At 64.8% G+C, this 23,331-nt stretch carries 12 protein-coding genes and 1 pseudogene; 4 read left to right on the top strand and 9 right to left on the bottom strand.

Features of this window, described 5'->3' with window-relative positions; all coding sequences use genetic code 11:
- Nucleotides 1-8,978: non-ribosomal peptide synthetase (locus tag N5D53_RS25485; protein WP_279841019.1), on the bottom strand; the 8,978-nt coding region annotated here is incomplete at its 3' end.
- A 271-nt stretch (nucleotides 8,979-9,249) separates the two neighbouring features.
- Here N5D53_RS25485 and N5D53_RS25480 point away from each other — a divergent pair.
- Entirely contained in the window at nucleotides 9,250-10,218 is a 969-nt protein-coding gene (locus N5D53_RS25480; protein ID WP_104961104.1) for a siderophore-interacting protein, read from the top strand.
- A gap of 41 nt (nucleotides 10,219-10,259) precedes the next feature.
- On the opposite strand, the gene N5D53_RS25475 is transcribed toward N5D53_RS25480, so the two are convergent.
- The 3 genes from N5D53_RS25475 to N5D53_RS25465 form a co-directional block, all read right to left on the bottom strand.
- Complete coding sequence (locus N5D53_RS25475; RefSeq protein ID WP_266025031.1) at nucleotides 10,260-11,651, bottom strand: aspartate aminotransferase family protein; 1,392 nt, start codon at nucleotides 11,649-11,651, stop codon at nucleotides 10,260-10,262.
- Nucleotides 11,652-11,982: 331 nt separating this feature from the next.
- Nucleotides 11,983-13,305, bottom strand: coding sequence for an ATP-binding protein (locus N5D53_RS25470; protein ID WP_190869592.1), 1,323 nt, complete (start codon nucleotides 13,303-13,305; stop codon nucleotides 11,983-11,985).
- Nucleotides 13,302-13,985: a response regulator transcription factor gene (locus N5D53_RS25465; protein ID WP_004576176.1), complete on the bottom strand. Its 684-nt coding sequence runs from the start codon at nucleotides 13,983-13,985 to the stop codon at nucleotides 13,302-13,304. The genes N5D53_RS25470 and N5D53_RS25465 overlap by 4 nt, the downstream gene beginning before the upstream one ends.
- 258 nt (nucleotides 13,986-14,243) lie before the next feature.
- On the opposite strand from N5D53_RS25465, the pseudogene N5D53_RS25460 reads away from it, so the two are divergent.
- The 3 genes and pseudogenes from N5D53_RS25460 to N5D53_RS25450 all read left to right on the top strand — a co-directional run bounded on the left by N5D53_RS25460 (nucleotide 14,244) and on the right by N5D53_RS25450 (nucleotide 16,802).
- Nucleotides 14,244-15,517 (top strand): annotated as a pseudogene (locus N5D53_RS25460) (DUF6861 domain-containing protein).
- 18 nt (nucleotides 15,518-15,535) lie between these two features.
- Entirely contained in the window at nucleotides 15,536-16,153 is a 618-nt protein-coding gene (locus tag N5D53_RS25455; protein ID WP_104961100.1) for a GAD-like domain-containing protein, read from the top strand.
- A gap of 22 nt (nucleotides 16,154-16,175) precedes the next feature.
- Nucleotides 16,176-16,802: a GAD-like domain-containing protein gene (locus N5D53_RS25450; protein ID WP_104961099.1), complete on the top strand. Its 627-nt coding sequence runs from the start codon at nucleotides 16,176-16,178 to the stop codon at nucleotides 16,800-16,802.
- Nucleotides 16,803-16,818: 16 nt separating this feature from the next.
- Here the strand turns inward: N5D53_RS25450 and N5D53_RS25445 are convergent, their stop codons facing one another.
- Genes N5D53_RS25445 through N5D53_RS25425 form a run of 5 tightly spaced genes read right to left on the bottom strand, consistent with a single transcriptional unit; the run spans nucleotide 16,819 to nucleotide 22,931 of the window.
- Nucleotides 16,819-17,385, bottom strand: a complete 567-nt coding sequence (locus tag N5D53_RS25445) for a nucleotidyltransferase family protein (RefSeq protein WP_104961098.1) — start codon at nucleotides 17,383-17,385, stop codon at nucleotides 16,819-16,821.
- On the bottom strand, nucleotides 17,382-18,353 hold the full coding sequence (locus N5D53_RS25440; protein WP_279841018.1) for an XdhC family protein: 972 nt from the start codon (nucleotides 18,351-18,353) through the stop codon (nucleotides 17,382-17,384). The genes N5D53_RS25445 and N5D53_RS25440 overlap by 4 nt, the downstream gene beginning before the upstream one ends.
- 3 nt (nucleotides 18,354-18,356) lie before the next feature.
- On the bottom strand, nucleotides 18,357-19,568 hold the full coding sequence (locus N5D53_RS25435; RefSeq protein WP_003254263.1) for a cytochrome c: 1,212 nt from the start codon (nucleotides 19,566-19,568) through the stop codon (nucleotides 18,357-18,359).
- A 2-nt stretch (nucleotides 19,569-19,570) separates the two neighbouring features.
- On the bottom strand, nucleotides 19,571-20,107 hold the full coding sequence (locus N5D53_RS25430; RefSeq protein ID WP_003254265.1) for a (2Fe-2S)-binding protein: 537 nt from the start codon (nucleotides 20,105-20,107) through the stop codon (nucleotides 19,571-19,573).
- Nucleotides 20,100-22,931, bottom strand: coding sequence for a xanthine dehydrogenase family protein molybdopterin-binding subunit (locus tag N5D53_RS25425; protein WP_274140646.1), 2,832 nt, complete (start codon nucleotides 22,929-22,931; stop codon nucleotides 20,100-20,102). Before N5D53_RS25425 ends, N5D53_RS25430 begins: the two co-directional genes overlap by 8 nt.
- Between the last annotated feature and the right edge of the window lie 400 nt (nucleotides 22,932-23,331).

Genomic DNA, 23,331 nt, shown 5'->3' with positions numbered 1-23,331 from the left:
TCGTACGCCAGGGAAACCATCAGCCCCTGCGCTGTCTCGCTGGTATCCAGCACCAGGTCGAACTGCGCCGTGGCACTGTCCCAATGCAGCGGCTCGACACGCAGGTCACCCCAGTTCCGCTCGGCGCGCGCAGCGTACTGGTGGTTGAACAGCACCTGGAACACGGGGCTGTGGCTAAGATTGCGTTCCGGTGCCAGGGCCTCGACCAGTTGCTCGAACGGCAGGTCCTGGTGGGCCTGGGCCTGCAGCGCCGCCTGCCGGGTCTGGCGCAACAGGACGTCAAAGCCCTGCCCGCCATCGACCTGGGCACGCATCACCTGGGTATTGACGAAGAAACCGATCAGCCGCTCGGTTTCAGCCCGAGTGCGGTTGGCCACCGGTATGCCGACGCGGATGTCGGCCTGGCCGCTGTAGCGGTGCAGCAAGGCCTGGAACGCTGCCAGCAGCAACATGAACAAGGAAGCATCCTGAGTCTTGGCCAGCTGTTGCAGGCCATGGCTCAGTTCAGCCTCGAGCGGGAAGTCCAGGCGGGCACCACGCAGGCGCCGTTGAGCCGGGCGTGGCCGGTCGAACGGCAGCTCGAGCACGACCTGCTCACCGCCCAGCTGCGCCATCCAGTAATCGAGCTGGCGCGCACGCTCGCCACCGTCTAACCACTGGCGCTGCCAGGCCGCGTAGTCGGCGTACTGCACAGGCAACGGCGCACTGTGTTCGCCGTGGTAGCCCTGCAGCAGCTCTTCGACCAACACCTCCAGGGAGGCGCCGTCGGAAACGATATGATGCTGGACGATAACCAGCACATGATCCTGCTCGCCCATGGCCAGCAACTTGACCCGCAGCAACGGCCCTCGCACCAGGTCGAATGGCGCCCGCACCTGGGCATCGACCCAAGCCGCCAGCGCCGCATCGTCCAGCTCGCCTGGGTGCTCGATCACGATTGGCAGCGCCAGGTGCGGATGAATATGCTGTCGCAGTATCCCCGTGGTGTCATCGAAGGTGGTGCGCAATGGTTCGTGACGGGCGATGACCCGGTCGAATGCCGACTGCAACGCCGACAACTCGAGCGGCCCCCGCACACGCAACGCCGCCGGAACGTTGTAGGCGGCGCTCTGTGGGTCCAGCCGCCAGAGGAACCACTGGCGCTCCTGGGCATAGGACACGGCCATCGCAGGCGTGCGCGGCAATACCGCAATCGCCGCTGCCGCCCCCTGGCCCAGCTCGGCGCAACGGTCGGCGAAGGCCCCCAGGGTCGGCTGCTCGAACAACTGCCGCAGGGGCACTTCGAGCCCGAGCCCTTGGCGAATGCGCGCGATGACCTCGGTCGCCAGCAACGAGTGGCCACCAAGGCTGAAGAAACTGTCGGCAAGGCCGACGCGCTCGACCTGCAAGGCCTGCGCCCAGATCGTCGCCAGTTGTGCTTGCAACGGCGTGCGCGGCGCTTCGTAGACCTGCTGGGCGGCACTGAAGTCCGGCGCCGGCAAGGCCGCGCGGTCGAGCTTGCCGTTGTTGTTCAACGGCAGCCGTTCCAGCACCAGCAGGTGGGCGGGGATCATGTAGTCAGGCAGCGCCTGGCCCAAGGCAGCCCGTACGCCCTGTAGCCAGTCAACGGACGGCGTGGCCTGAGCAGCGACCAGGTAGGCCACCAGTTGGGGCCCGGTCGGCCCGGCGAGGGCCAGCACCGCCGCCTCGCGCACCGACGCCAGCCCTTGCAGGCAGGCCTCGATCTCGCCCATCTCGATACGCATGCCGCGAATCTTCACCTGATGATCGATACGCCCTACGTACTCCAGTACCCCGGCCTGGGTATAACGCGCCAGGTCGCCGCTACGGTACAGGCGTGCGCCAGGCTGTTCGGCGAAGGGATCCGGCAGGAAACGCTCGGCGGTCAACCCCGGGCGGTCGAAGTATTGCTGCGCCAGGCAGTTCGGCGCACCGATGCACAGCTCGCCGACGCCATCGCTGGGCAACAGTTGGCCGGCACTGTCCAGCACATACAGCGAGCGGCCGGCGATGGCTTGGCCGATCGGCACGCCATACGCGTCCTGCGCATCTTCGAGGCGGCAGTCATGCACGCTGGAGACCACCGTCGCCTCGGTCGGGCCATAGGTGTTGACCAGGCTGATCCCGCCCAGCCCCGCCGCATGCCACAGGCGCAACCCTTCCACCGACATGGCCTCGCCGCCCACGTGCACCTGACGCAGCTTGCCCAGGCCGTGGCCTGGCCGCGCCGCGCAAGTCTTGGCCAGCATGTGCCAGTAGGCGGCCGGCAGGTCGGCCAGGGTCACGCCCTGCTCGACAATCAACCGCGCCAGCTGATCGGCGTCCCACAGTTCCTCGCCACGCATGATCAGCGCGGCGCCGACGCACAGTGGCGGATAGCACTGCTCGACGAAGCCGTCGAAACTGAAAGTGGCGAACTGCAGCACCCGGTCGTCGCGCTCAAGGCGGGAGTAGCCGGTGGCGCTGTAGCTGAACTCGCGCAGTGCCGCATGACTGATCGCCACCCCCTTCGGGCGCCCGGTGGAACCGGAGGTGTAGATGACATAGGCGAGCTGCTCGGCGGCGACCTGCACATCCGGGTCGTGGTCGCCACACTGCGCGACCTGCTCGCCCAACATCCCCAGCTCCAGGCGGCGCAGCCCCGCCGGCAGCGCCAACTCGACCAGCAGGCCGTCGTCGCACAACAACAGGTCCAGACGGCTGTCCTCGATCATGTAGGCCAGCCGCTCATGCGGATACTGCGGATCCAGCGGCACATAGGTCGCGCCGCTCTTGAGCACGGCAAGCAGGCTGACGATCAGCTGCGGGCCACGGCGCAGGGCCAGGCCGACACGCTGGCCAGGGCGTACACCCTCGGCGATCAGTGCATGCGCCAGGCGATTGGCCTGGCCATCGAGCTGGCCATAGCTCAGGCGCAGCTCGCCACATTGCAAGGCCAAGGCCTGTGGCTGGCGCGCGGCCTGTGCCGCGATACGCTGGTGAACCAGTTCCTGGCTCGGCAACGCCAGTGCGCGGCCTTGGCTGAAGCCAAGCACCTCGGCCTGCCCCTGATCGTCGAGCAGGCCCAGCGCGCCTACCGGCGCCGCCGGCGTGGCGACCATCTGCGCCAGCACCTGACGTAGCCCGGCGCACAGCTGACCCACCTGCTCTGCCGCGAACAGCGCAGGGTCGTAGCCGAACGCCAGGCTCACCCCATCACCGAGCTCGATGCCGATGGTCAGCGGGTAGTGGGTGCGCTCGTGATTGCTCACCGCGCCGAAACGCAGGCCGGCAGGCGCGCCCTGGCGCAGCGCCTCGGCCACCGGGAAGTTCTCGAACACCAGCAGGCTGTCGAACAGCGCCGCGCCCTGCTGGCCAGCCCACCCCTGGATGGCATACAGCGGCACATGCTCGAATTCACGCAGGCCCAGGTTGAAGTCCTGCACGTCGGCCAGGTAACCGGCCACCTGGCGATCAGGCGCGGCATCGATCAGCACCGGCAAGGTATTGATGAACAACCCGAGCTGGTCGTCGATGCCCGGCAATGGCGCCGAGCGTCCGGACACCGTGGCGCCGAAGGCCACGCAGGCTTGCCCGGTCAGGCGCTGTAGCAACAGGCCCCAGGCCGCCTGGAACAGCGTGTTCAAGGTCACCTTGTGCTGACGGGCAAAGCGCTCCAGTTCGGCGGTCTGCGCGGCGTCGAGGCGGGCGAGGTACTCACCCTCGCCTTGCGCGTCGGCGGGGCGACGCAGGGCCTGGGCGAGCAGCGTCGGCGCCTGCAAGGCGCCGAGACGGGCTTTCCAGAAACGCTCGCCGGCACTGGCGTCCTGGCGTTGCAGCCACGCCAGGTAATCATGGAAACGGCCGGCCGGCGCTGACGTGCGCTCGCCGACGTAGTGCTGGATCACCTGGGCCAGTAGCTGGGCATTGCTCCAGCCATCCAGGAGGATGTGATGGCAGGTGTAGACCAGGTGCCAGTCGTCGGCCCCGGTACGCACCAGCAGCAGCCTGAACAAGGGTGCGCGGGACAGGTCGAAACCCGCCTCGTGCTCGGCCCGAGCCAGTGCATCGAGGTCTGCCGCAGGTTCGTCGACGATGCGCAGCGGCAGTGGCAACTGACGCTGGACGATCTGGTGGGCACTGTCCAGGCCCTGCCAGTGAATGCTGCTGCGCAGGATCTCGTGGCGCGCCAGGGCCGCCTGCCAGGCCTCGCCGAAGCGTTCCAGGTCCAGGCCGCCGATATCCAGGCGCAACTGGTTGATGTAGGCGCCGCCCTGGGTTTCATACAGCGAGTGGAAGAACATGCCCTGCTGCATGGGCGACAACGGGTAGAGGTCTTCGATCTCGTGGCCGGGCACCGGCAATGCATCCAGTTGCGCCTGAGTAATGCGCGCCAACGGGAAGTCCGACGGCGACGGTTGCCCGACAGGCACGCCCAGGCAGTGCTCGATGAGCGCCTCCAGCTCCTGGTCATAGGCCGTGGCCAGCGCCTGGATCGTGTCGGTGTCGAACATCGCCAGGCTGAAGCCCCATTGCAGCGACAGCTCGCCGTTGTAGACCTGTCCTTCCAGGGTCAGCCAGTTGGCCAGCGGCGCGTCCGGGTCCTGGCCGTCACCACCGCGCTCGGTGGCCGGCGCCAGCAAGGCCTGGGCATCGAACTGGCTGTCGAACTGGCCCAGATAGTTGAAGGTGATGCGCGGCGCGTCGAGCGTCGCCAGGGCCTCGCGCACCGAGGCGTCACCCAGGTAACGCAGTACGCCGTAGCCCATGCCTTTGTCCGGCACCGCGCGCAGCTGTTCCTTGATGGCCTTGATCGAGTCGCCATGATCGGCGCGTGGGGCCAGGCGCAGTGGATAGAGGCTGGTGAACCAGCCGACGCTGCGGGTCAGGTCGATGCCGTCGAACAGCTCTTCGCGGCCATGCCCCTCCAGCTGCACCAGCGCCGCCTGGCTGCCGCTCCATTGGCAGATGACACGTGCCAGGGCGGTCAGCAGCAGGTCGTTGACCTGGGTGCGATAGGCTGCGGGCGCGACCTGCAGCAACTGACGGGTGCGCTCGCGGGACAGACGCGACGCCAGTTTGGCCCCATGGCGGTTGCTCACCGGCGCGTCCGGCCTGTCGCACGGCAGTGCGCCATCGCCGCGCTGCGCTTGCCAGTAGGGCAATTGTCCGAGGAACGCCGGCACCTGCTCGTGCAGTTGCGCAGACCAGGCCTGGTAGCTGCTGGTGCGCGGCGCCAGCGACAGCGGCTGCCCGGCCAGGCGCTGGGCATAAGCCTGCTCCAGGTCCTCCAGGAGAATACGCCAGGACACGCCGTCGACCACCAGGTGGTGGATGACCAGCAACAGGCGCTGCTCGCCTTGCGGCAAGTCGACCAGCATGGCGCGCAACAGCGGTCCACTGCCCAGGTCGAGGCTGCGCTGGGCATCGTCGCAGAGCGTCGTCAGCGCCTGGGCATCCGCAGCCTGGCGCTGCCACAGCTCGACCTGCGGGACCGGCGCGCCATAGTGCTGCCGCCAGCCTTCGGCGGCGGGCTCGAAGCGCAGCCGCAGGGCGTCATGGTGGTTGACCACATCGCCCAAGGCATCGACCAGCGCCTGGGCCTGCAACGGTTGCCGGGCGCCGAGCAGCAATGATTGATTCCAGTGCTGGCGGACCGCAATGGCCTGTTCGAAGAAATGTCGCTGCACAGGGCTAAGCGCCACCTCGCCGGTGGCCGGCGCCTGCTCAACCGTCAACGATGGCTGGCGTCCGACCGCGCCGGCCAGGCCGCGCACGGTCTGGAACTGGAACAGGTCGCGCGGGCTGAACTGCAGGCCCTGGCGTCGAGCGCGGCCAACCACCTGGATGGCGATGATCGAATCGCCGCCCAGCTCGAAGAAGTTGTCGTCCAGACCGACCTCGGCCACGCCCAGCACCTCGCTCCAGACCTGCGCCAGGGTACGCTGCACATCGGTTTGCGGCGCCACGTAGGCGCCGCGCGGAGCGGCATCCGGTTGCGGCAGGGCCTTGCGGTCAAGCTTGCCGTTGGGGGTCAGCGGGAAGTGCTCCAGCGGCATCAGGTGGCTGGGCACCATGAATTCCGGTAGTGCCTGCAGCAGCCAGTCCTTGAGCCCTTGCTGCCAGCCGTCTGGCGTTTCGTCGAGCACCAGGTAGGCCACCAGTTGCTTGCCGTCCAGCGCCAACACCACGGCCTCGCGCACCCAGGCATGCTGGGCCAGGCGCGCCTCGATCTCGCCCAGTTCGATGCGCAGGCCACGGATTTTCACTTGATGATCGAAACGCCCCAAGTACTCGATCACGCCATCCACACGCTGGCGAACCCGGTCGCCGGTACGGTACAGACGCTGTCCGGCAACGAAGGGGTCGGCAACGAAGCGCTCGGCGGTCAACCCCGGACGCCGGTGGTAACCACGGGCCAGGCCAATGCCACCCAGATAGAGTTCGCCGGCAACGCCCGGCGCCACCGGCTCGAGGCCAGCATCGAGCACATAGGTGCGGATGTTGGCGATGGGCTGGCCGATGGGCACGCTGTCGCGGCCTTCGTCGATGCAGGTCCAGTGCGTGACGTCGATAGCCGCCTCGGTGGGGCCGTAGAGGTTGTACAGCGCCGCCGCCGGTAGCTTGCCGAACACCTGCAGCTGCGCGTCCACCGGCAATGCCTCGCCGCTGCAGACGATGCGGCGCAGGCTGTCGCAGGTCTCGACACCGGGCTCGTGGATGAAGGCCTGGAGCATCGAGGGCACGAAATGCAGGGTGCTGACCTGATGGCGACGAATGGTCTCGATCAGGCGCGTCGGATCCCGGTGGTCACCGGGTGCGGCCACGGCCAGCCGAGCACCGGTCATCAGCGGCCAGAAGAACTCCCAGACCGAGACGTCGAAGCTGAACGGGGTCTTCTGCAGCACCGTGTCACCGGCGCCCAGGCCATAGGCTTCCTGCATCCAGTGCAGGCGGTTGGCCAGGGCTTCATGGCTGTTGCCGGCGCCTTTCGGCCGGCCGGTGGAGCCGGAGGTATAGATGACATAGGCCAGCTGCCGTGGGTCGTTCGCCACCTGGGGCGGGCTGTCTGGCTGGTCGTCCAGCGTCAGTTGGTCCAGGGCGATGCACTGCACGTCACCGGGCACCGGCAGGCTGCCCTGCAGCGCCTGCTGGGTCAGCAGCAGGCGAATGCCGCTGTCCTCGATCATGTAGGCCAGGCGCTCCTCGGGGTATTCCGGATCCAGCGGCACGTATGCCGCACCGGCCTTGAGGATCGCCATCAGCCCGACGACCATTTCTACGCTGCGCAGCACGCTGATACCCACCAGGCTGTCGGCTCCGGCGCCTTGCACACGCAGGAAGTGAGCCAGGCGGTTGGCGCGGGCATCGAGCTGCGCATAGCTGAGCGCGGTATCACCGAACACCAGCGCCGGGGCGTCTGGCGCGTGGCGCACCTGATCCTCGAACAGCTGGTGCACGCCGCGCCCGAGCGGATAATCGCGGGCGGTGGCGTTCCAATCCTCCAGCACTGTGCGACGGCTGGCGTCATCGAGCATCGGCAGCTGCCACAGCGCGCTGTGCGGCTGGCTGACCAGGGCCTGCAGCAGGGCCTGCCAGTGTGTCGCCATGCGTTCGATGGTGGCGGCCTGGAACAGGTCGCTGGCGTAGGTGAAGGCGGCGTGCAGGGTGCCACCCTGCTCGTAGGTGTCCAGGCTCAGGTCGAACTGGGTGGTGCGGCTGCGCCATGCCAGGGGCGACAGTTGCAGCCCCGAGGCCAGGGTCACGGTGGCCAGGTCGGCGACTTGCGGCTGGTGGTTGTACATCACCTGGAACAGCGGCGCATGGCTCAGGCTGCGCTCGACCTTGAGCGCCTCGACCAGGCGTTCGAACGGCAGGTCCTGATGCGCCTGGGCACCGAGTACGACCTGCTTGATGCCTTGCAGGTAGGCCAGCACATCGAGGTGCGCGTCCGGCCGCACACGCAACACCTGGGTGTTGACGAACAAACCGATCAGCCCTTCGACTTCGGCGCGGTTGCGGTTGGCCACCGGGCTGCCGATACGCAGGTCGGGCTGGCCGGTATAGCGTTGCAGGAGCAAGCCGAACGCGCCAAGCATGACCATGAACGGCGTGAGGTTATGCTGGCGGGCGAAGCCGCGCAGCCGCTCGGCCAAGGCCGCATCGACCGCGAACGAGCGGCGCTCGCCGCTGAAGCTCGGGGTCGCCGGACGGGCATTATCCAAGGGCAGCTCGAGCACGGGCTGCTCATCGCCCAACTGCGCCTGCCAGTACGCCAGCTGCCGTGCCAGTTCGCCGGCTTCCAGCCAGCGGCGCTGCCATAGGGCATAGTCGACGTACTGGATCGGCAGGTCCGGCAGTTGCGGCGCATGGCCAGCGGCGAAGGCGTCGTAGCAGCGGCTGAACTCGTCGATCAGCACGTTCATCGACCAACCGTCGGAAACAATGTGATGCAGGGTCAACAGCAGCACATGTTCCTGCTCGGCCAGGCGCAGCAGACGCACGCGCAGCAGCAGCCCTTGCGCCAGGTCGAATGGACGCAATGACTCGGCCTCGGCTTCTGCACGCACCTTCGCTTCGCACTCGGCCTCATCCCACTGACGCAGGTCGACACGCTCGATCAAGGCCTCGCCGACCGGGCGATGGACCTGGAGCAGACTGTCGTCAGGCTGGACCTCGAATACTGTGGTCAGGCTCTGGTGACGCGCCAGCAGGCTGGAGAACGCCTGCTCCAGCGCGGACTCGTCCAGTTGCCCGGTCAGACGTACCGCGCCTGGCAGGTTGTAGGCGCCGCCCTGGGGGTCCATCTGCCAAAGTACCCACATGCGCTGCTGGGCATAGGATAACCCTTGGCGGTCCGGCGCCTGGACCCCGGCCGGAATGGGGAACTGGGAAAAGTCGATGCCCTCCCTGGCCAGGGTCTCGAGGAACACGCCGCGTTTCTCCTGCGGCAGTTCAATGAAACGGCGGGCCAGTAGCAGGGACTTTTCGGCATTCATCAGATTGCTTCCGTACGAGTGAGGTATCGGGCGGGGCCCGGCTATCCCTACGAAACGGATACAACCTGAAAAAAATTAATGCCACCGCGCCCCTGACGGCAGTTGCAGACACACCACATTCCACGGCCAGCCATTCGATTTATCTCACTCATCGTTGTCGGTGAATTTCTGGGTCAATCTCGGGCGTGGCTGACAAGCCAACAGCGAGGCGTTAATTTGCCGTCGCGGCGGCTCGTTTACCGAGAAAGCCGCCCTGCAAGAGGACCTTCGCATGTCCAGCCCCGCCCGCATCACCCAGGCACTCCAGCAAGGCCTGCGCCGCCTGGTCGGCAGCCACAGCCCGGCTGCCAGCGCCTACCGCCTGTTCGACCTACAGCTCAAGCAACGCATCACCCTTTCCCCATCACTTGCACGCCTGGTGTTCACCGGCCCGGATGTGGCCCAGATGGCCACCCTGGCCCCCGACCAACGGGTCAAGCTGTTCTTTCCCGCCCCAGATGGTTCGCTGCCTGTACTTCCCGCCGATGCCCACTGGAAAACTGCGCACAGCGCATTGCCGCCAGCACAGCGCCCACCCATGCGTACCTACACCATCCGCGCGCTGCGTCGGGAAGCACTGGAAGTCGATGTAGATTTCGTGCTGCATGGCGTCAACGGCCCTGCTTCGGCTTGGGCCAGCCATGCCCAGGTGGGTGACCGCCTGCAGATGGTCGCGCCCAACCTGGCCTATGCCGGCGACCCCGGCGGTTATGAATGGAAGCCACCCCAGGGGGTGCGCAACGTACTGCTGGTGGGTGACGAAACGGCACTTCCGGCGATTGCCGGCATCCTTGAGCAACTGGCAGAGACCCTGCCCGAGCTTGCGGTGCAGGCGTTCATCGAGGTGCCGTTGGAAGCTGATTGCCTGGATCTGCGCCATGGCGATGCCACCGAACTACATTGGCTGCCGCGCGAGCTGCTGGGCTGCGCGCATGGCCAGGCCATGCAGCATGCCGTGCGCGAGCTGGCCAGCCTGCCACAGGAGCCTGCCGCACCACGGGCGAAGCTGGAAGAAGTGGACATCGACACACGGATCTTGTGGGAACAGGCCAGTAGCACCAGCAGTGCGTTCCATGCCTGGGTCGCGGGGGAATCGGCGACGGTAATGGATATTCGCCGGTATCTGATCAAGGAGCGCGGGCTGCAACGAGAGTGCCTGACCCTGATGGGTTATTGGCGGGCCGGGCGGACCTTTGATTGACTTGAGATAGCCTGGGGGCGCTTTGCGCCCCCGGCAATGGTTCAGACTGCCGCGATCAACGCCTCGGCAAACCGCTGCGCCACCTCGTCGATCTGCTCGCCACTGATAATCAACGGCGGCAGGAAACGCACCACCGCCCCATGTCGCCCACCCAACTCCAGGATCAGGCCGCGCTTGAGGCACTCGCGCTGCACCTTAGGCGCCAGGTCGCGGTTAGCCGGCGGGTGGCCCAGCGCATCAGGCTGGCCTTGTGGGTCGACCAGTTCCACCCCGAGCATCAGCCCACGCCCGCGAATGTCACCCAACTGCGGATAGTCCTGCTGCAACTGCAGCAGGTGCTTGCGCAAGCGCAGCCCCATAGCCTCGGCATGTTCGGCCAGGCGATGCTCGACCAAGTAATTGATCACCGCCGAACCCGCGGCCATGGCCATCTGGTTGCCACGGAAAGTGCCAGCATGTGCGCCCGGCTTCCAGGTATCCAGCCAGTCGCGGTACACCACCACCGCCAACGGCAGGCTGCCGCCAATGGCCTTGGACAGCGTGACCACGTCCGGGACGATGCCGGCATGTTCGAAGGCGAACATGCGCCCGGTGCGGGCAAAGCCGCTCTGGATCTCGTCGATGATCAGCGCCACACCGGCCTGCTCGGTGATACGGCGCACACCCCTGAGCCATTCGATATCGGCCGGGATCACACCACCCTCGCCCTGCACCACCTCAAGGATCACCGCCGCCGGCAGCGGCACGCCGCTTTCCGGATCGAGCAGCAGGTTTTCCAGATAATGCAGGTTGGCCTTGACCCCGGCTTCGCCGCCCAAGCCGAACGGGCAGCGGTAGTCGTACGGGTAAGGCATGAACTGCACGCCGTTGCCGAGCAAGGCCCCCAGTGGCTGTTTCGGCCCATGGCTGCCCATCAGGCTCAGCGCGCCTTGGCTCATGCCATGGTAGGCGCCCTGGAAGGCCAGCACGGTGCTGCGGCCGGTGGCGGTGCGCACCAGCTTGAGCGCAGCCTCGACTGCATCAGTGCCGGTCGGGCCACAGAACTGCACCTTGGCCTCGCGACGCAGCGCCTCGGGCAGGATGCCGAACAGGTCCTGGACGAAGCGGTCCTTGACCGGGGTGGTCAGGTCCAAGGTGTGCAGCGGCAACTCGTCAGCCAGCACCCGCTGGATCGCCTCGACCACCACCGGGTGGTTGTGGCCCAATGCCAGGGTGCCGGCACCGGCCAGGCAGTCGATGAACTGGCGGCCTTCGACGTCTTCGACGTGGATGCCACGGGCGCGCCTGAGCGCCAGCGGGATACGCCGCGGGTAGCTGCGGGCGTTGGATTCCTGCTGTTGCTGGCGTTGCAGCAAAGGCGAATCGGTGAATTCGTACAAGGGTTGCGGCACGCTGGCCGGTACAACCCGAGCAAGGCTGGAAGCGGTGGACATGGGTAAATCCTCGCGAGCAAGCGGATGGGCGGTTATCGCTTTGGAAACGCTTGAGTGGGGGGAGGATTTAGCGGTTGTTACGCGATTTTATTTTTGTCTGTGCCGGCCCTTTCGCGGGTAAACCCGCTCCTACAACAACCACACCGCCCGCGTAGGAGCGGGTTCACCCGCGAAGAGGCCAGCACAGGCAAACCCACCCCCAAAGACCGCCACCCGCCCGTAGGAGCGGGTTCACCCGCGAAGAGGCCAGCACAGGCAAACCCGCCCCCACAGACCGCACCGCCCGTAGGACCGGGTTCACCCGCGAAGAGGCCAGCACAGACGATAAACATCAATGCCCAGGACGCGCCGGTACCTGCAACAAAACCCGCAAGCCGTCACTACGGCTGTCAAAGCGCAGGCTACCGGCACACCGCTGCACGATCGCCTGCACAATCGCCAGCCCCAAACCGCAACCACCACTCTGCCCATTGCGCCAGAAGCGCTCGGTCAGGTGCTCCAGGTCCGCTTCAGCAATACCTGGCCCATGGTCACGCACCATGAAGCCCACCTGGCCGTCCGCCATCTGCACCTCCAGCTCTACAGCTTCATCGCCGCCATGACGCAAGGCGTTGTCCAGCAGGTTGCGCAGCGCTGCCACCGCCAATGGAGCCGGCATCCCCAGGTAAATTTGCGTCGCCTCCTCTGGCAAACGCAACACGATACGCCGGTTGTCGCCGCCGCCGGCATCCTGCACCGCCTGACGGGCCACCTGCTCGGCGCTGCACTGCACGCCATCCTCGAACGACAGGCTGCCTTCCACCCGCGCCAGCATCAGCAACTGCTCAAGCGTGCGGTGCATGCGGTCGGTGCCCTGCTCGGCATGCACCAGCGCCTGCTCGCGCACCGCACCGTCGGTCATGCGCGCCACCTGCAGGTGGGTCTTGATCGCGGTCAGCGGGCTGCGCAGTTCATGCGCGGCATCGTCGGTCAGGCGCCGCTCACGCTCGAGGGTCTGGGCAATGCGCAGGAACAGCTGGTTCTGGGTCTCCAGCAACGGCTGCAACTCGCTGGGCATGCCCGCCACCTGCAGCGGCTCGACACTGTCCGCACGCCTGCGGCGCAACGCATCGCGCATGCGGTTGAGCGGCTCCAGGCCCTTGCCAAGGCCGATCCACAACAGCCCCAGGCTGCCGAGCAGGGCCATCAGTACCGGCGCCGATGCCGCCAGCAGAATCGACTGGTTCAGCGCCTCGCGCTCCATGTGCCGGTCAGCCGTGGTGATGCGCACATCGCCGTGGTTGTAGGTAAAGGTGCGCCAAAGCGCATCGTCGATGGTCTGGTCACGAAACCCGCTGCGCTCGTCGTCCATGGCGCCATCGTGCTTGTGGTTGCTGGCGAGGATCTCGCCACGCAGCGAGCTGACCTGGCAGGCCATGCCATCCGGTACGCTGAACTGGTCGGCAGAAAAATGCGCCTCCCCGCCCTTGGCGGTCAGCGGCTGCGGCAGTTGGTCGATCAGCCCGGCGACCATACGCGCCGACGCCACCAGCCGCTGGTCGAGGGAGAACATCATTTGCTGGCGCAGGTCTCGCAGCATCCACGCGGCGGCCAGTGCCCAGATGATCACGAAGGCACTGCCGAGGATCAGGCTCAGGCGTACCCGCAGGCTCATGATGCGGCCTCTTGCGGTGCCTGCGCCGGGCCCAGCCGGTAGCCCAGGCCACGCACGGTCTCGACAATGCCGTTACCCAGCTTGCGACGCAGGTGGTGGATGTGCACATTCAGGGCGTTGCTCTCGACTTCGTCGCTGAAACCATACACGCAGTCTTTCAGTTGCTCGCTGGACAGCACGCGCCCGGGGTTCTGCAGCAGTGCCTGGAGCAGGGCCTGCTCACGGCGGGACAGGTCGACATGCTGGCCGGCCAGGGTCGCCTCGCAGCTACTCGGGTCATAGCGCAGCGGGCCGTGCTCGATCACGTTCACCGCCCGCCCGGCCACCCGCCGCAGCAAAGTATGCAGGCGTGCGGCAAGCTCACGCAGATCGAAGGGCTTGAGCAGGTAATCGTCGGCACCGGCCTGCAGGCCATCGACACGATCGGTGACGGCATCCCGGGCAGTGAGCACCAGTACCGGCAGGGTCTCGCCTTTCTCGCGCAGGCGGCGCAGCAGCTTGAGGCCGTCTTCGTCGGGCAGGCCGAGGTCGAGGATCATCACGTCGAACTGCGCGGCCTGCAGCATCGCCCGCGCAGCGGCGGCGTTGCCAACCCGGTCCACGGTCAAGCCCTGAGCGGTGAGGCCGGCGCAGATGCCGGCGGCGATCAGGTCGTCGTCCTCGCAGAGCAGAACGTGCATGGTGGGGCTCCCGGAGTGGTGTGGCTGGTATTGCACCTTGGGCGGATTAAGGGGGGATTATGGACCTTTTGGGGTGGGTTGGGGGGAGATCGAGCGCCGCGCGGGTCGCCACCCTGCCCATCGCAGCCTCAACCCCAACTCCCGAGCTTCTCGAACACAACAGAAACGAAGTCGCCTTTTCCTACAACCGACCCAGAAACCTCTGATCCGAATCCATGATGGGATTTCCCCCTGCACACGTTGTCAGGGAGACACCTCATGTACCTGGATTACCTCGTGCACTCCTGGCACGAGATCGAGTCACGTGTCATCGCCATGGTGGGCTATCAAAGCGGTGGCCAGTTCCGCACCAGCCTCAATGAAGAGCTCGCCTCACTGGGCCTCAACCTGCGCCGGATCGAAGCTGTCCGCACAGCCTTCTACCACGCTGAATGGCAGGCGGCGCACATGCTACGCCAGCGCTTCGCCGACCTCGACATCAACAGCATCATCGACGAACTGCTGAGGGTCGTGCAGCAGATGGCGATGATCGTCGCCGGCAGCACCATTACCGGTGGCCTGCTTGGCGCGACGGTAGGCGCATTCGCCGGCGGCGCCGGAACCATTCCGTTTGCCGGCGCGGGCGCGGCCATGGGCCTCAAGGTCAGCGGCTGGATCCTCGGTGCGCTGGGGCTGGCCTCCATTGCCGAGTTCTTCATCGACGGCTTGCCGCGGATCGGCGAGTACTACGTCGATGGCATCCGCTTCGCCTGGGAAGGCACCTGCGGCAATGAAGGCACCGGCCCGTTCTGCCGGGACGACCCCTATGCGATATCCCGGGCCACGCATCAGATTGCCCAAGGCCATGTGGAAGTCGTGGTGCTGTTGTTGGGGGCGATCGTGTCGTACCTCACCCGCGGGCGCGGCGATGCCCGAGTGCTGGCCCAGGAGATGGCGGCCAGCCGCAAAGGCGCGCGGCTGGGGCGATGGATGATCCGCAGCCAGTTCAGCCGAATCGGCAGGCGGGAAAAGACAAGGAGCACCCCACAGGGAAGCCCGGTAGCATGCCGTTGCATACGGTGGCGTGTTTCAAGGCGGATAAATTGCCAGCGTCGAAGCATGGCGAGTTTGAGCGGCAGTTAAAGGGACAACAGGATGGGTTGAATCGGCTGACGGTTGAGGAGTTTTTGGAGAACGTTGCCAATCCTGTAAAGCGTGACCCTGCGGTCGCACGCGCTGCACGCAGGGATCTACAAGACCGGTTGGAAAAAAGAATCAACAAGGAGCTGCTCGCCGAAATGAGCCCAGCAGAAGCAACTAGACTGTCGACCATAAAGGCGAAAGAGACGATGGCCACCTTGGCCGCGCTACACAATCCCGACTTAAGCGCGGGTGGCAGAGACATGATCTCAGACTTTGGCGACAGGCACGTCAACTCCAGCATTGGTGCTCAATGGCGAAACAGACTAGCCAGCATAAAAGAGGCTGCGGAAAAATCGCCGAAATTCGGCACCCACTCGACTTACATGAATGTAAGACTTCATAAGTGCTAACGACAAGAGGCATCGCAAATGGATGAGGTATTCTCCATATTCCTTGACAATATAGGCGCGCCTTTTTCGCGTCGAGAGGTGCCCCCCTCCAGCATTGATCGCTATAACGGAAAACTTCCAGAGTTGTTACTTGCATACTGGAAAGAGCATGGATGGTGTGGTTTTGGCGAAGGTATATTCTGGCTGGTTAATCCACAGGAGTATGAGGGCGTCGTCTCATCCTGGACCGAGGGCACCCTCCTTGAAAACCGGGACACTTACCACTTGATTGCCAGAAGCGCTTTCGGCGACCTGTATCTTTGGGGAGAGAACAGTGGCTTTTCAGTAAAAATCACAAGTCTTCTGTCCCGTTACACAGGTGAAAACTGCACACTCACTGAAACTGAAGCAACCAGAGAGGTCCAAAGCTTCTTTCTATCAAGAAAAAAAGAACACAACGACTTTGAAAGCCTTTTTGAGCCCGCGAAGAAAAAGCTGGGCATCTTGAAAGAAGATGAGATGTATGCCTTTGTTCCTGCATTGATGCTGGGAGGGCGACCCGACCTCAAAAACCTGGAAAAAATTAAAACAATAGAGCATTTAATTTTGCTGTCTCAAATCACCGAACTCGAACCCTACAGCTTCTCTGACTTCTGAGCACACAAAAGGATTTAAACGAATGGATGTCATCTTCAGCATTTTCCTGGAAACCTTCGGCGACCCCATCGGCCAGCAACCCGTACCCCCTGCCGCTGTCGATCATTACCAAGGCAAACTCCCCAATCGCCTCCTTGAATACTGGCAAGACCACGGCTGGTGCGGCTACGGCGGCGGCTTGTTCTGGCTGGTAAATCCTCAGGAATACCAGGGTGTAGTGGCCTCTTGGTTGGCCGGTACCCACTTCGAAGCATGCGACACTTATCACCTCATCGCCCGCAGCGCTTTTGGCGACCTGTACCTATGGGGTGAGAAAACCGGTTCGGTGCTGACCATTGCGGCCTACCATTCCCGTTACCTCGATGGCGCTCACAGCTCAGGCGACGAAGAACGGGACAGCAGGATCCACGGTTTGCTCATGTGGCTGATGACCGAGTGCGTCTACTTCGACGACCTGTTCGAACCTGCCAGGGAACGGCTCGGCACCCTGGGCTCAGACGAAATGTATGGCTTTGTCCCCGCCTTGATGCTGGGAGGCCCAGACAGCCTTGAGCGTCTTGAAAAGCTGAAGGCAGTGGAGCATCTGGTGCTGCTTTCCCAACTGGGCGAACTCGAACCCTATGAACTCACTGGCGAAGAAGATGAATAGTCTTTGACGAACGCATTCAAGGGCGCACCGCGTCCGGCCTATCGACATCCTGCAGCACGCCGGCATCCTCGACATCCAGCCGGACGCAACGGTCCGCATGGGCCTTCAGCACCGAACGCGCCCCTTCATCACCCTTCAGCCGGGCAAGCGCCGGCCAGAAATCACGCCCGAACAGCACCGGATGGCCCTGTCGTCCAGCATGACAAGGCAGGACTATCGTTGACCCACTGGCCTCGCGTGCAAGCAAATTCAGGGTCGCGGACGCCACCCAGGGCATATCACCCAACAGAATCGCTACTGCCTGCGCCTCGCTGTCAGCCAGCGAAGCGGCCCCGGCCGCCAGGCTATGGCCCATGCCCAATGTGAAATCCGGACTGGAGACCACCCTGCACCGCGCTGGCAACCCCAGGTCCACACCTCGCTCCCCTTCACGCAACACCACCCGCACATCATCGAACACTGCGCAGGCGCTCTCTACGCTGTGCACCAGCAAGCTTCGACCGTCAGCCAGCAGTGAACGGCGCTTGTCGGAGCCGAAGCGCACACTGCTGCCTGCCGCCAATACCAACGCAACCACGCTCACAGCGCCGCCCGCTCGATGCCATTGCGCACACGAAGGATATCGGCCAGTACCGCCAGGGCGATCTCGGCCGGGGTCTTGCTGCCCAGGTTCAGGCCAATCGGCGCATGGATGCGCGCCAGCTCGTCGCAACCCAGGCCACCAATTCGCTGCAAGCGTTCGCGACGCTTGTCGGAGGTGGCCTTGGAGCCCATCACGCCGATGTAGAACGCTTCGGTCCGCACGGCTTCAAGCATGGCCAGGTCATCGATTTTTGGATCATGGGTCAATGCCACTACTGCCGTGTCGGCATGGCAACCGCCATTGGCGATGAATTCCGACGGCAGCTCGCGGCGCACCTCTATGCCATTCAGCACTACGCCGTCGAGTACTTCGTCACGCGGCTCGCAAAGGATGACCTCAAAACCCAGCCCCCTGCCGAATTCGACGCAAAAATGCGCCACGCTGGAATAACCGGCCAGCAGCAGCCGCTGGGCGGCGCCGACACGCAAGCGCACCCGGGCATTTTCCCGTTCCACCCGTGGCCCCTGACTATGGTCATCGAGCAGCTGGCGGGTACCCGTTGGCAGGCTCACCTCACGTAGTACCCGGCGCTGGCCCAGCAGCGCACGTTCCAGCTCACGCAGATGCGCCTGCACCTCGCATTCAACCGGCAGGTTCTCCACCAGTACTTCAAGCACACCGCCACACGGCAGGCGAACGCGCGAACGCGGGTCGCTGCCGTCGCCATAACGCACGATGGCAACCGGCTCCGGGAATTCCCCCAGGGCCACGCGTTCGAGAAAGTCGTCTTCGACACAGCCACCGGACAGCGAGCCGAGCCACTGGCCGCTGGCGTTCACCGCCAGCAGCGAACCCGGCGCACGCGGCGCCGAGCCGTAGGTGGCGAGCACCGTGCACAACCATACCCGCTGGCCGTTGCAGGACCACTGCAAAGCCTGACGGATCACCTGTAGATCGAGATGCTGCACGCTTTACTCCGCCTTCAGCTCGGCGAGCTGCTGTACGTTCAGGTCGCCGGGCAATCCACCCCAGGCCTGGCGCAGGTAGTTGACCATATCTGTCACCTGTTGGTCATCAAGCTTGTCGGCAAAGCCCGGCATCGGCTGCATGCGCTCGAAGCCGGTGAACTGCTGTTCACGGATGCCCTCGAGGACCACCTTGACCAGATTGCGCGAGTCGGCCTGACGCAGCACGGTGTTGCCGCGCATGGCCACGGCGATGTGCGGCTTGCCCTCGCCGTCGACACCATGGCAGCCGGCGCAGACGTTCAGGTACTGCTGGTGGCCCCGCTTGGCACTGTCGCTCATCTGCTCCAGGGCAACGGCCTCGATAGCCTTGGCCGGCGGCGGCTGGTCACCCAGCAGGTAGGTGGCCATGGCCGCAAGGTCTGCATCTTCCAGGTGCTGGGTGCTGTGGTGCACCACCGGGAACATCTCGTTGAACATGCTGCCTTGGGCGCTGATGCCGTGCTTGAGGAAGGTGGTCAGGTCCGGCTGGGTCCAGCCGCGCTCGGCCAGGTCCTGGGCCAGCAGGCTTGGCGCCAGGTAGCCACCCAGCAGGCCGCCGCTCAGGCGCTGGTCCTGCTGCAGCGCACCGATCGGGTTGCGCGGGGTATGGCATTCGCCACAATGGCCCATGACCTCGACCATGTACTGGCCGCGCTGCCAGGCCGGGCTTTTACCCTCGGTCGGCTGCAGTTGCACGCTCTTGCCATACAGCATGTTCCAGCCGCTGAGCCCCATGCGCACATTGAACGGGAAGCGCAACGCGGTCTGCGGTGCCGGGCGGTTGATCGGCGGTATGGTCATCAGGTAGGCGAGGATCGCGTCCGAGTCTTCACGCTTGATCAGGTGGTACGAGGTGTAAGGCATCGCAGGATAAAGGTTGGCGCCATCCTTGCGCTTGCCCTCGGTGACTGCGGCGAAGAACTCGTCGGCGCTGTAGTTGCCGATGCCGTACTGTTTGTCCGGGGTGATATTACTGCCATAAATGGTGCCGAACGGCGAATGGATCGGCAGGCCGCCCGCATACGGCGCGCCGCCTTCGGCGGTATGGCAGGCCATGCAGTCGGCCGCGCGGGCCAGGTATTCACCGCGCTTGACCTGCGCATCGTCGGCCGCCAAGGCAAACGAGCTGACAGCCAGCCCGAGGGCCAACGCCGAGGCGCTACGTACGAAGCCCATGTTCAACCCTCCTTGACCAGGCCGAGATCGTTGAGCACCTTGCGGGTGGCATCGTAGTAACGCACGTAGCCTGTGCAGCGGCAGATGTGGTGACCGAGGCTGGCCTCGATGCGGTCTTCCACTTCGCTCTTCTTCAGCGGCTGGCGCTGGGCCGTTTCCACCAGCACGGTTGCGGCGTTGACGAAGCCTGGTGCGCAGTAGCTGCACTGGAAGGCGAACAGGTCGACGAACTTCTGCTGGATCGGGTTGAGCGTCAGGTTGCCTGCCTCGTCTTTTTTGGCATGGCCTTCGATGGTGCGAACCTTCTTGCCTTCGAAGTAATGCGCACCGGTGATGCAGGTGCGCACTTCTTCGCTGGTGCCGTCGGGGTTGTCGACGATCACCACGCAGGCGTGGCAGATGCCTTGGCCGCAACCCAGGCGCGAGCCGGTGAGGTTCTGGTGTTCGTGCAGGTAGTCGATCATCGCCAGGTCCGCAGGGACCTCGACCGGCCCGACCGGTTGACCGTTGAGCGTCAGTTGCAGTGGACGGTTAGCCATTGAGGGCCTCCTTGATACGGGCTGGGGTGATGGGGAGATCGCGCACGCGCTTGCCGATGGCATGCGCGACGGCATTGCCGATGGCACCGACGACCGGGATCATCACCACTTCGGCGATGCCCTTGGAGGGGTCGGTCGGTGACAGCGGCGGGAGGATTTCGCTGGTCTGCTGCCACACCGCCACATCGCGCGCATGCGGCAGGCGGTAGCGGTTGAAGTTCCAGTCGCCCTCCCCGGGCCCACCCTCGTACAACGGCATTTCTTCGGTCAGTGCATGGCCAATGCCCATGGCAATACCGCCTTCGAGCTGGCCCTTGACCAGTTCCGGCACCAGCACCCGGCCACACTCGACCCAACTGTGGTGGTTGAGCACCTGCGTCTCCAAGGTGCCTTTGTTGACCTTGACCTCGACGATGGTCGCCACCGGGCTGTAGTAGGTGACCATGGCGTTGTTCAGCTGGGTGTCGGGGTAGGCTGCATTCTGCCGGTCGAGCAGGTGATAGCCATGGCTGCCCATCTGCGCCTTCTTGGCATTCACCGCACCATCGCCGTATTTCACCGCCATGGCATCGAGCGGGAAGCGCTCGCGCACGCCATCGATGACAAAGTCGGCCTCGGCCCAGCTCCAGCGGTTGAAGCCGTGCACGCTCACGCCAGTGACCAGCCCCATGTCGTGGGCCTTCTGCGCCAGCTGGGCAAACGGAATCGGCGCCAGGCCGTTGCCGGTCAGCTCACCGTTGACCCACACCGCATTTTCGCGGCGCACCACCAGCGGGTTGGCCTGGCCGCCGTACGGGCCTTGGCTCCAGATCGCCATGGCCGCCGGCCACAGCCCATGATTGAACAGCACACGCGCCGCTTCGCGGGTGGCATGGCTGAAGTAGAAGGCCGAGTTGGTGGCCGACGACGGCGACGCCAGCTTGCCGACCCAGCGCGGATTGCGCAGCGCAGCGTCCTGTTCGGGCTGACTGATCAGGTAGGGGTTGCCGCTGGTGGTCAGCTGCAGCTCCGGCCATTCGGTGACCGCGGTCTTCACCTCGTCGGCCGAACGGCCAAGGAAGTCGCTGACCACCAGTGCTTGGGAAGTGGACATGCCGGTACCCAGCTCGGTGCCGATGTGGCGCAGGCTGATGCGACCATCGGCGCTGAACTCGACACTGGCCATCGGCGCCTCGGAGCCTGTGCCGAAGTCCTTCTGGCAGATGGCGAAGCCGACGCCGTACCAGTGGTCCGGGTCCTTGGCGTCCATCTGTTGCTTGCGGGCCTCGCGGTTGCGCCACCACTCGTGCACAGCGGCCTTGTCGAGGATCTCGTACAGGCGCAGGGCGCCAGCCGGGACCGCACCCTGGGTGTTCTTCATGCCCGATTTCAGCGCGTTGGCGCGGCGCAGGTCGATGGCATCGACCCCCAGGCGGCCGGCGATCTCATCCACCATCATCTCGGTGGCCGCCATGCTCTGCAGGGTGCCGTAACCGCGCATGGAGCCGGCCTCGACGCCACGGGAATAGTAGGCGGTCACCGACAGGTCGTTCTGTGGCATGTAGTAGATCGACTGGGCAGCAGTGGCGCCCACTGCGGCCACCGACGGGCTGTAGTTGATGCGCCCACCGCCGTCGCAGCTCATGTCGGCGCGGAAGATCTTGAAGCTGTTGTCCTTCTTGTCCACCGCCAACTGGTAGCGGATATCGAAGGCATGGCGCTTGATGCCGCTCTGGAACTGCTCGTAGCGGTCGTTGGCCAGGCGGATCGGCACGCCGGCGCCGTACAGCGCAGCCACCGCGGCATAGAAGACGAAGATATTGTTGTCTTTTGAGCCATAGCCCACGGTATAGCCCGGGTGCATGTTCAGCGTGTTCAGGGCGAAGCGCGACGGTTTGATCATGTGCACGCATTCCTGCGCCACTTCGAACGGGCACTGGGTGGCGACCACGAAGTGCAGCGTGCCCGTGGCCGGGTCATACCAGCCGTTGCCGTTATCCGGCTCCAGCGCGGCAGGTTCGATGGATGGCGTCTTGTAGCGCTCGTCGAACACCAGCCAGTCCTCGGGCGGGTTGTCCAGCTGCTCGGCCATGCGCTTGGCGTAGAACAACCCCTGCTCGGTCAGGTCGCCGTGCTGGTTGGGCTGCTTCGACCACACCGGCTTGCGGTTGAGAATGGTGGGGAACAGCATGGAGTTCTTCAGGCTGGAGAACTCATCGTCGTCGAACGGCGTGGCGCCACCCACCCGCACGAAGCGGAAGCTGCCATAAGGGTCGCGCTGGTACAGCGGCGCCTGGGCACCGTAACGGATCGCCTGCTGATTGAACTGCAGCTTGCGCTTGGCCTGGCGGAAGCGCTCGAAGTCATGCCAGATCAGGATCGCCACCGGGTGGCCGATGAACATCGGCACCTTGCCGGGCGGCAGCAGCGGGTCGGGCGAATGGGCCTCGGGCCAGGCAATGCCGTCCTGCTCGAGGTCGGCGGCGGTGACGATGCGGTCCGGCTGCAGGTCGGTGCCGAGCAGGCTGAGGTCATGGCCGGCATAAATCCGGTCGACCTTGGTCGCCTTGAGCAGCAGCGCATGACCTTGCTGCGCGGGCCAGCCGGGCATGTCCTTGGCGCGGATGTCGCGGGCGAACACTTTGTCGCCGCAGACCTTGGACAAGGCATCGTTACGGAAACGCGCCTTGCCGTCGTGGTTCATCCACTTCTGTGGCGAGGTGGTGACGCGCTCCTCCATCAACGCGGCGAAGGCCTGGCTGCCAAGTGGCGCCATGGTCACGCCGACACCAGCGATCAGGCCGCCTTGCAGGAAGGCGCGCCGGGAAATATCACGGTTGGACATGCTTGATCCTCTGGGCAGTTGGGGCCTGCCCTTTCTTTTGATTCTTGGCCTGGCTTGAGAAAAGCTGACCTTGGCGTCAACTTTACAGCAATTGGGTGGGTAGAGGCAAAGTCAAGCCGACAATGTGTCGCGGTGTGTATAGGGCAAGGGGCGGAATTCGCGCTTTGGCGGGTAGGTGTTTGGCGGGAGATTTTCAGCGCCTGGTAGGTGTTCGCTGGGAGAATTTCAGCGCCTGGTAGGTGTTCGCCGGGAGATTTTCAGCGCCTGGTAGGTGTTTGCCGGGAGATTTTCAGCGCCTGGTAGTGTTCGCCGGGAGATTTTCAGCGCCTGTGAGATCGAGCGCCGCCCGCGCGGCGCTTCGCGGGTAAACCCGCTCCTACGTTTGTTTCGGGCCAGTCCC

The organism is Pseudomonas sp. GD03862 (assembly GCF_029840855.1).
In the GTDB taxonomy this organism is placed as follows: domain Bacteria; phylum Pseudomonadota; class Gammaproteobacteria; order Pseudomonadales; family Pseudomonadaceae; genus Aquipseudomonas; species Aquipseudomonas alloputida.
This window is presented reverse-complemented; position numbering and strand designations above follow the sequence as displayed.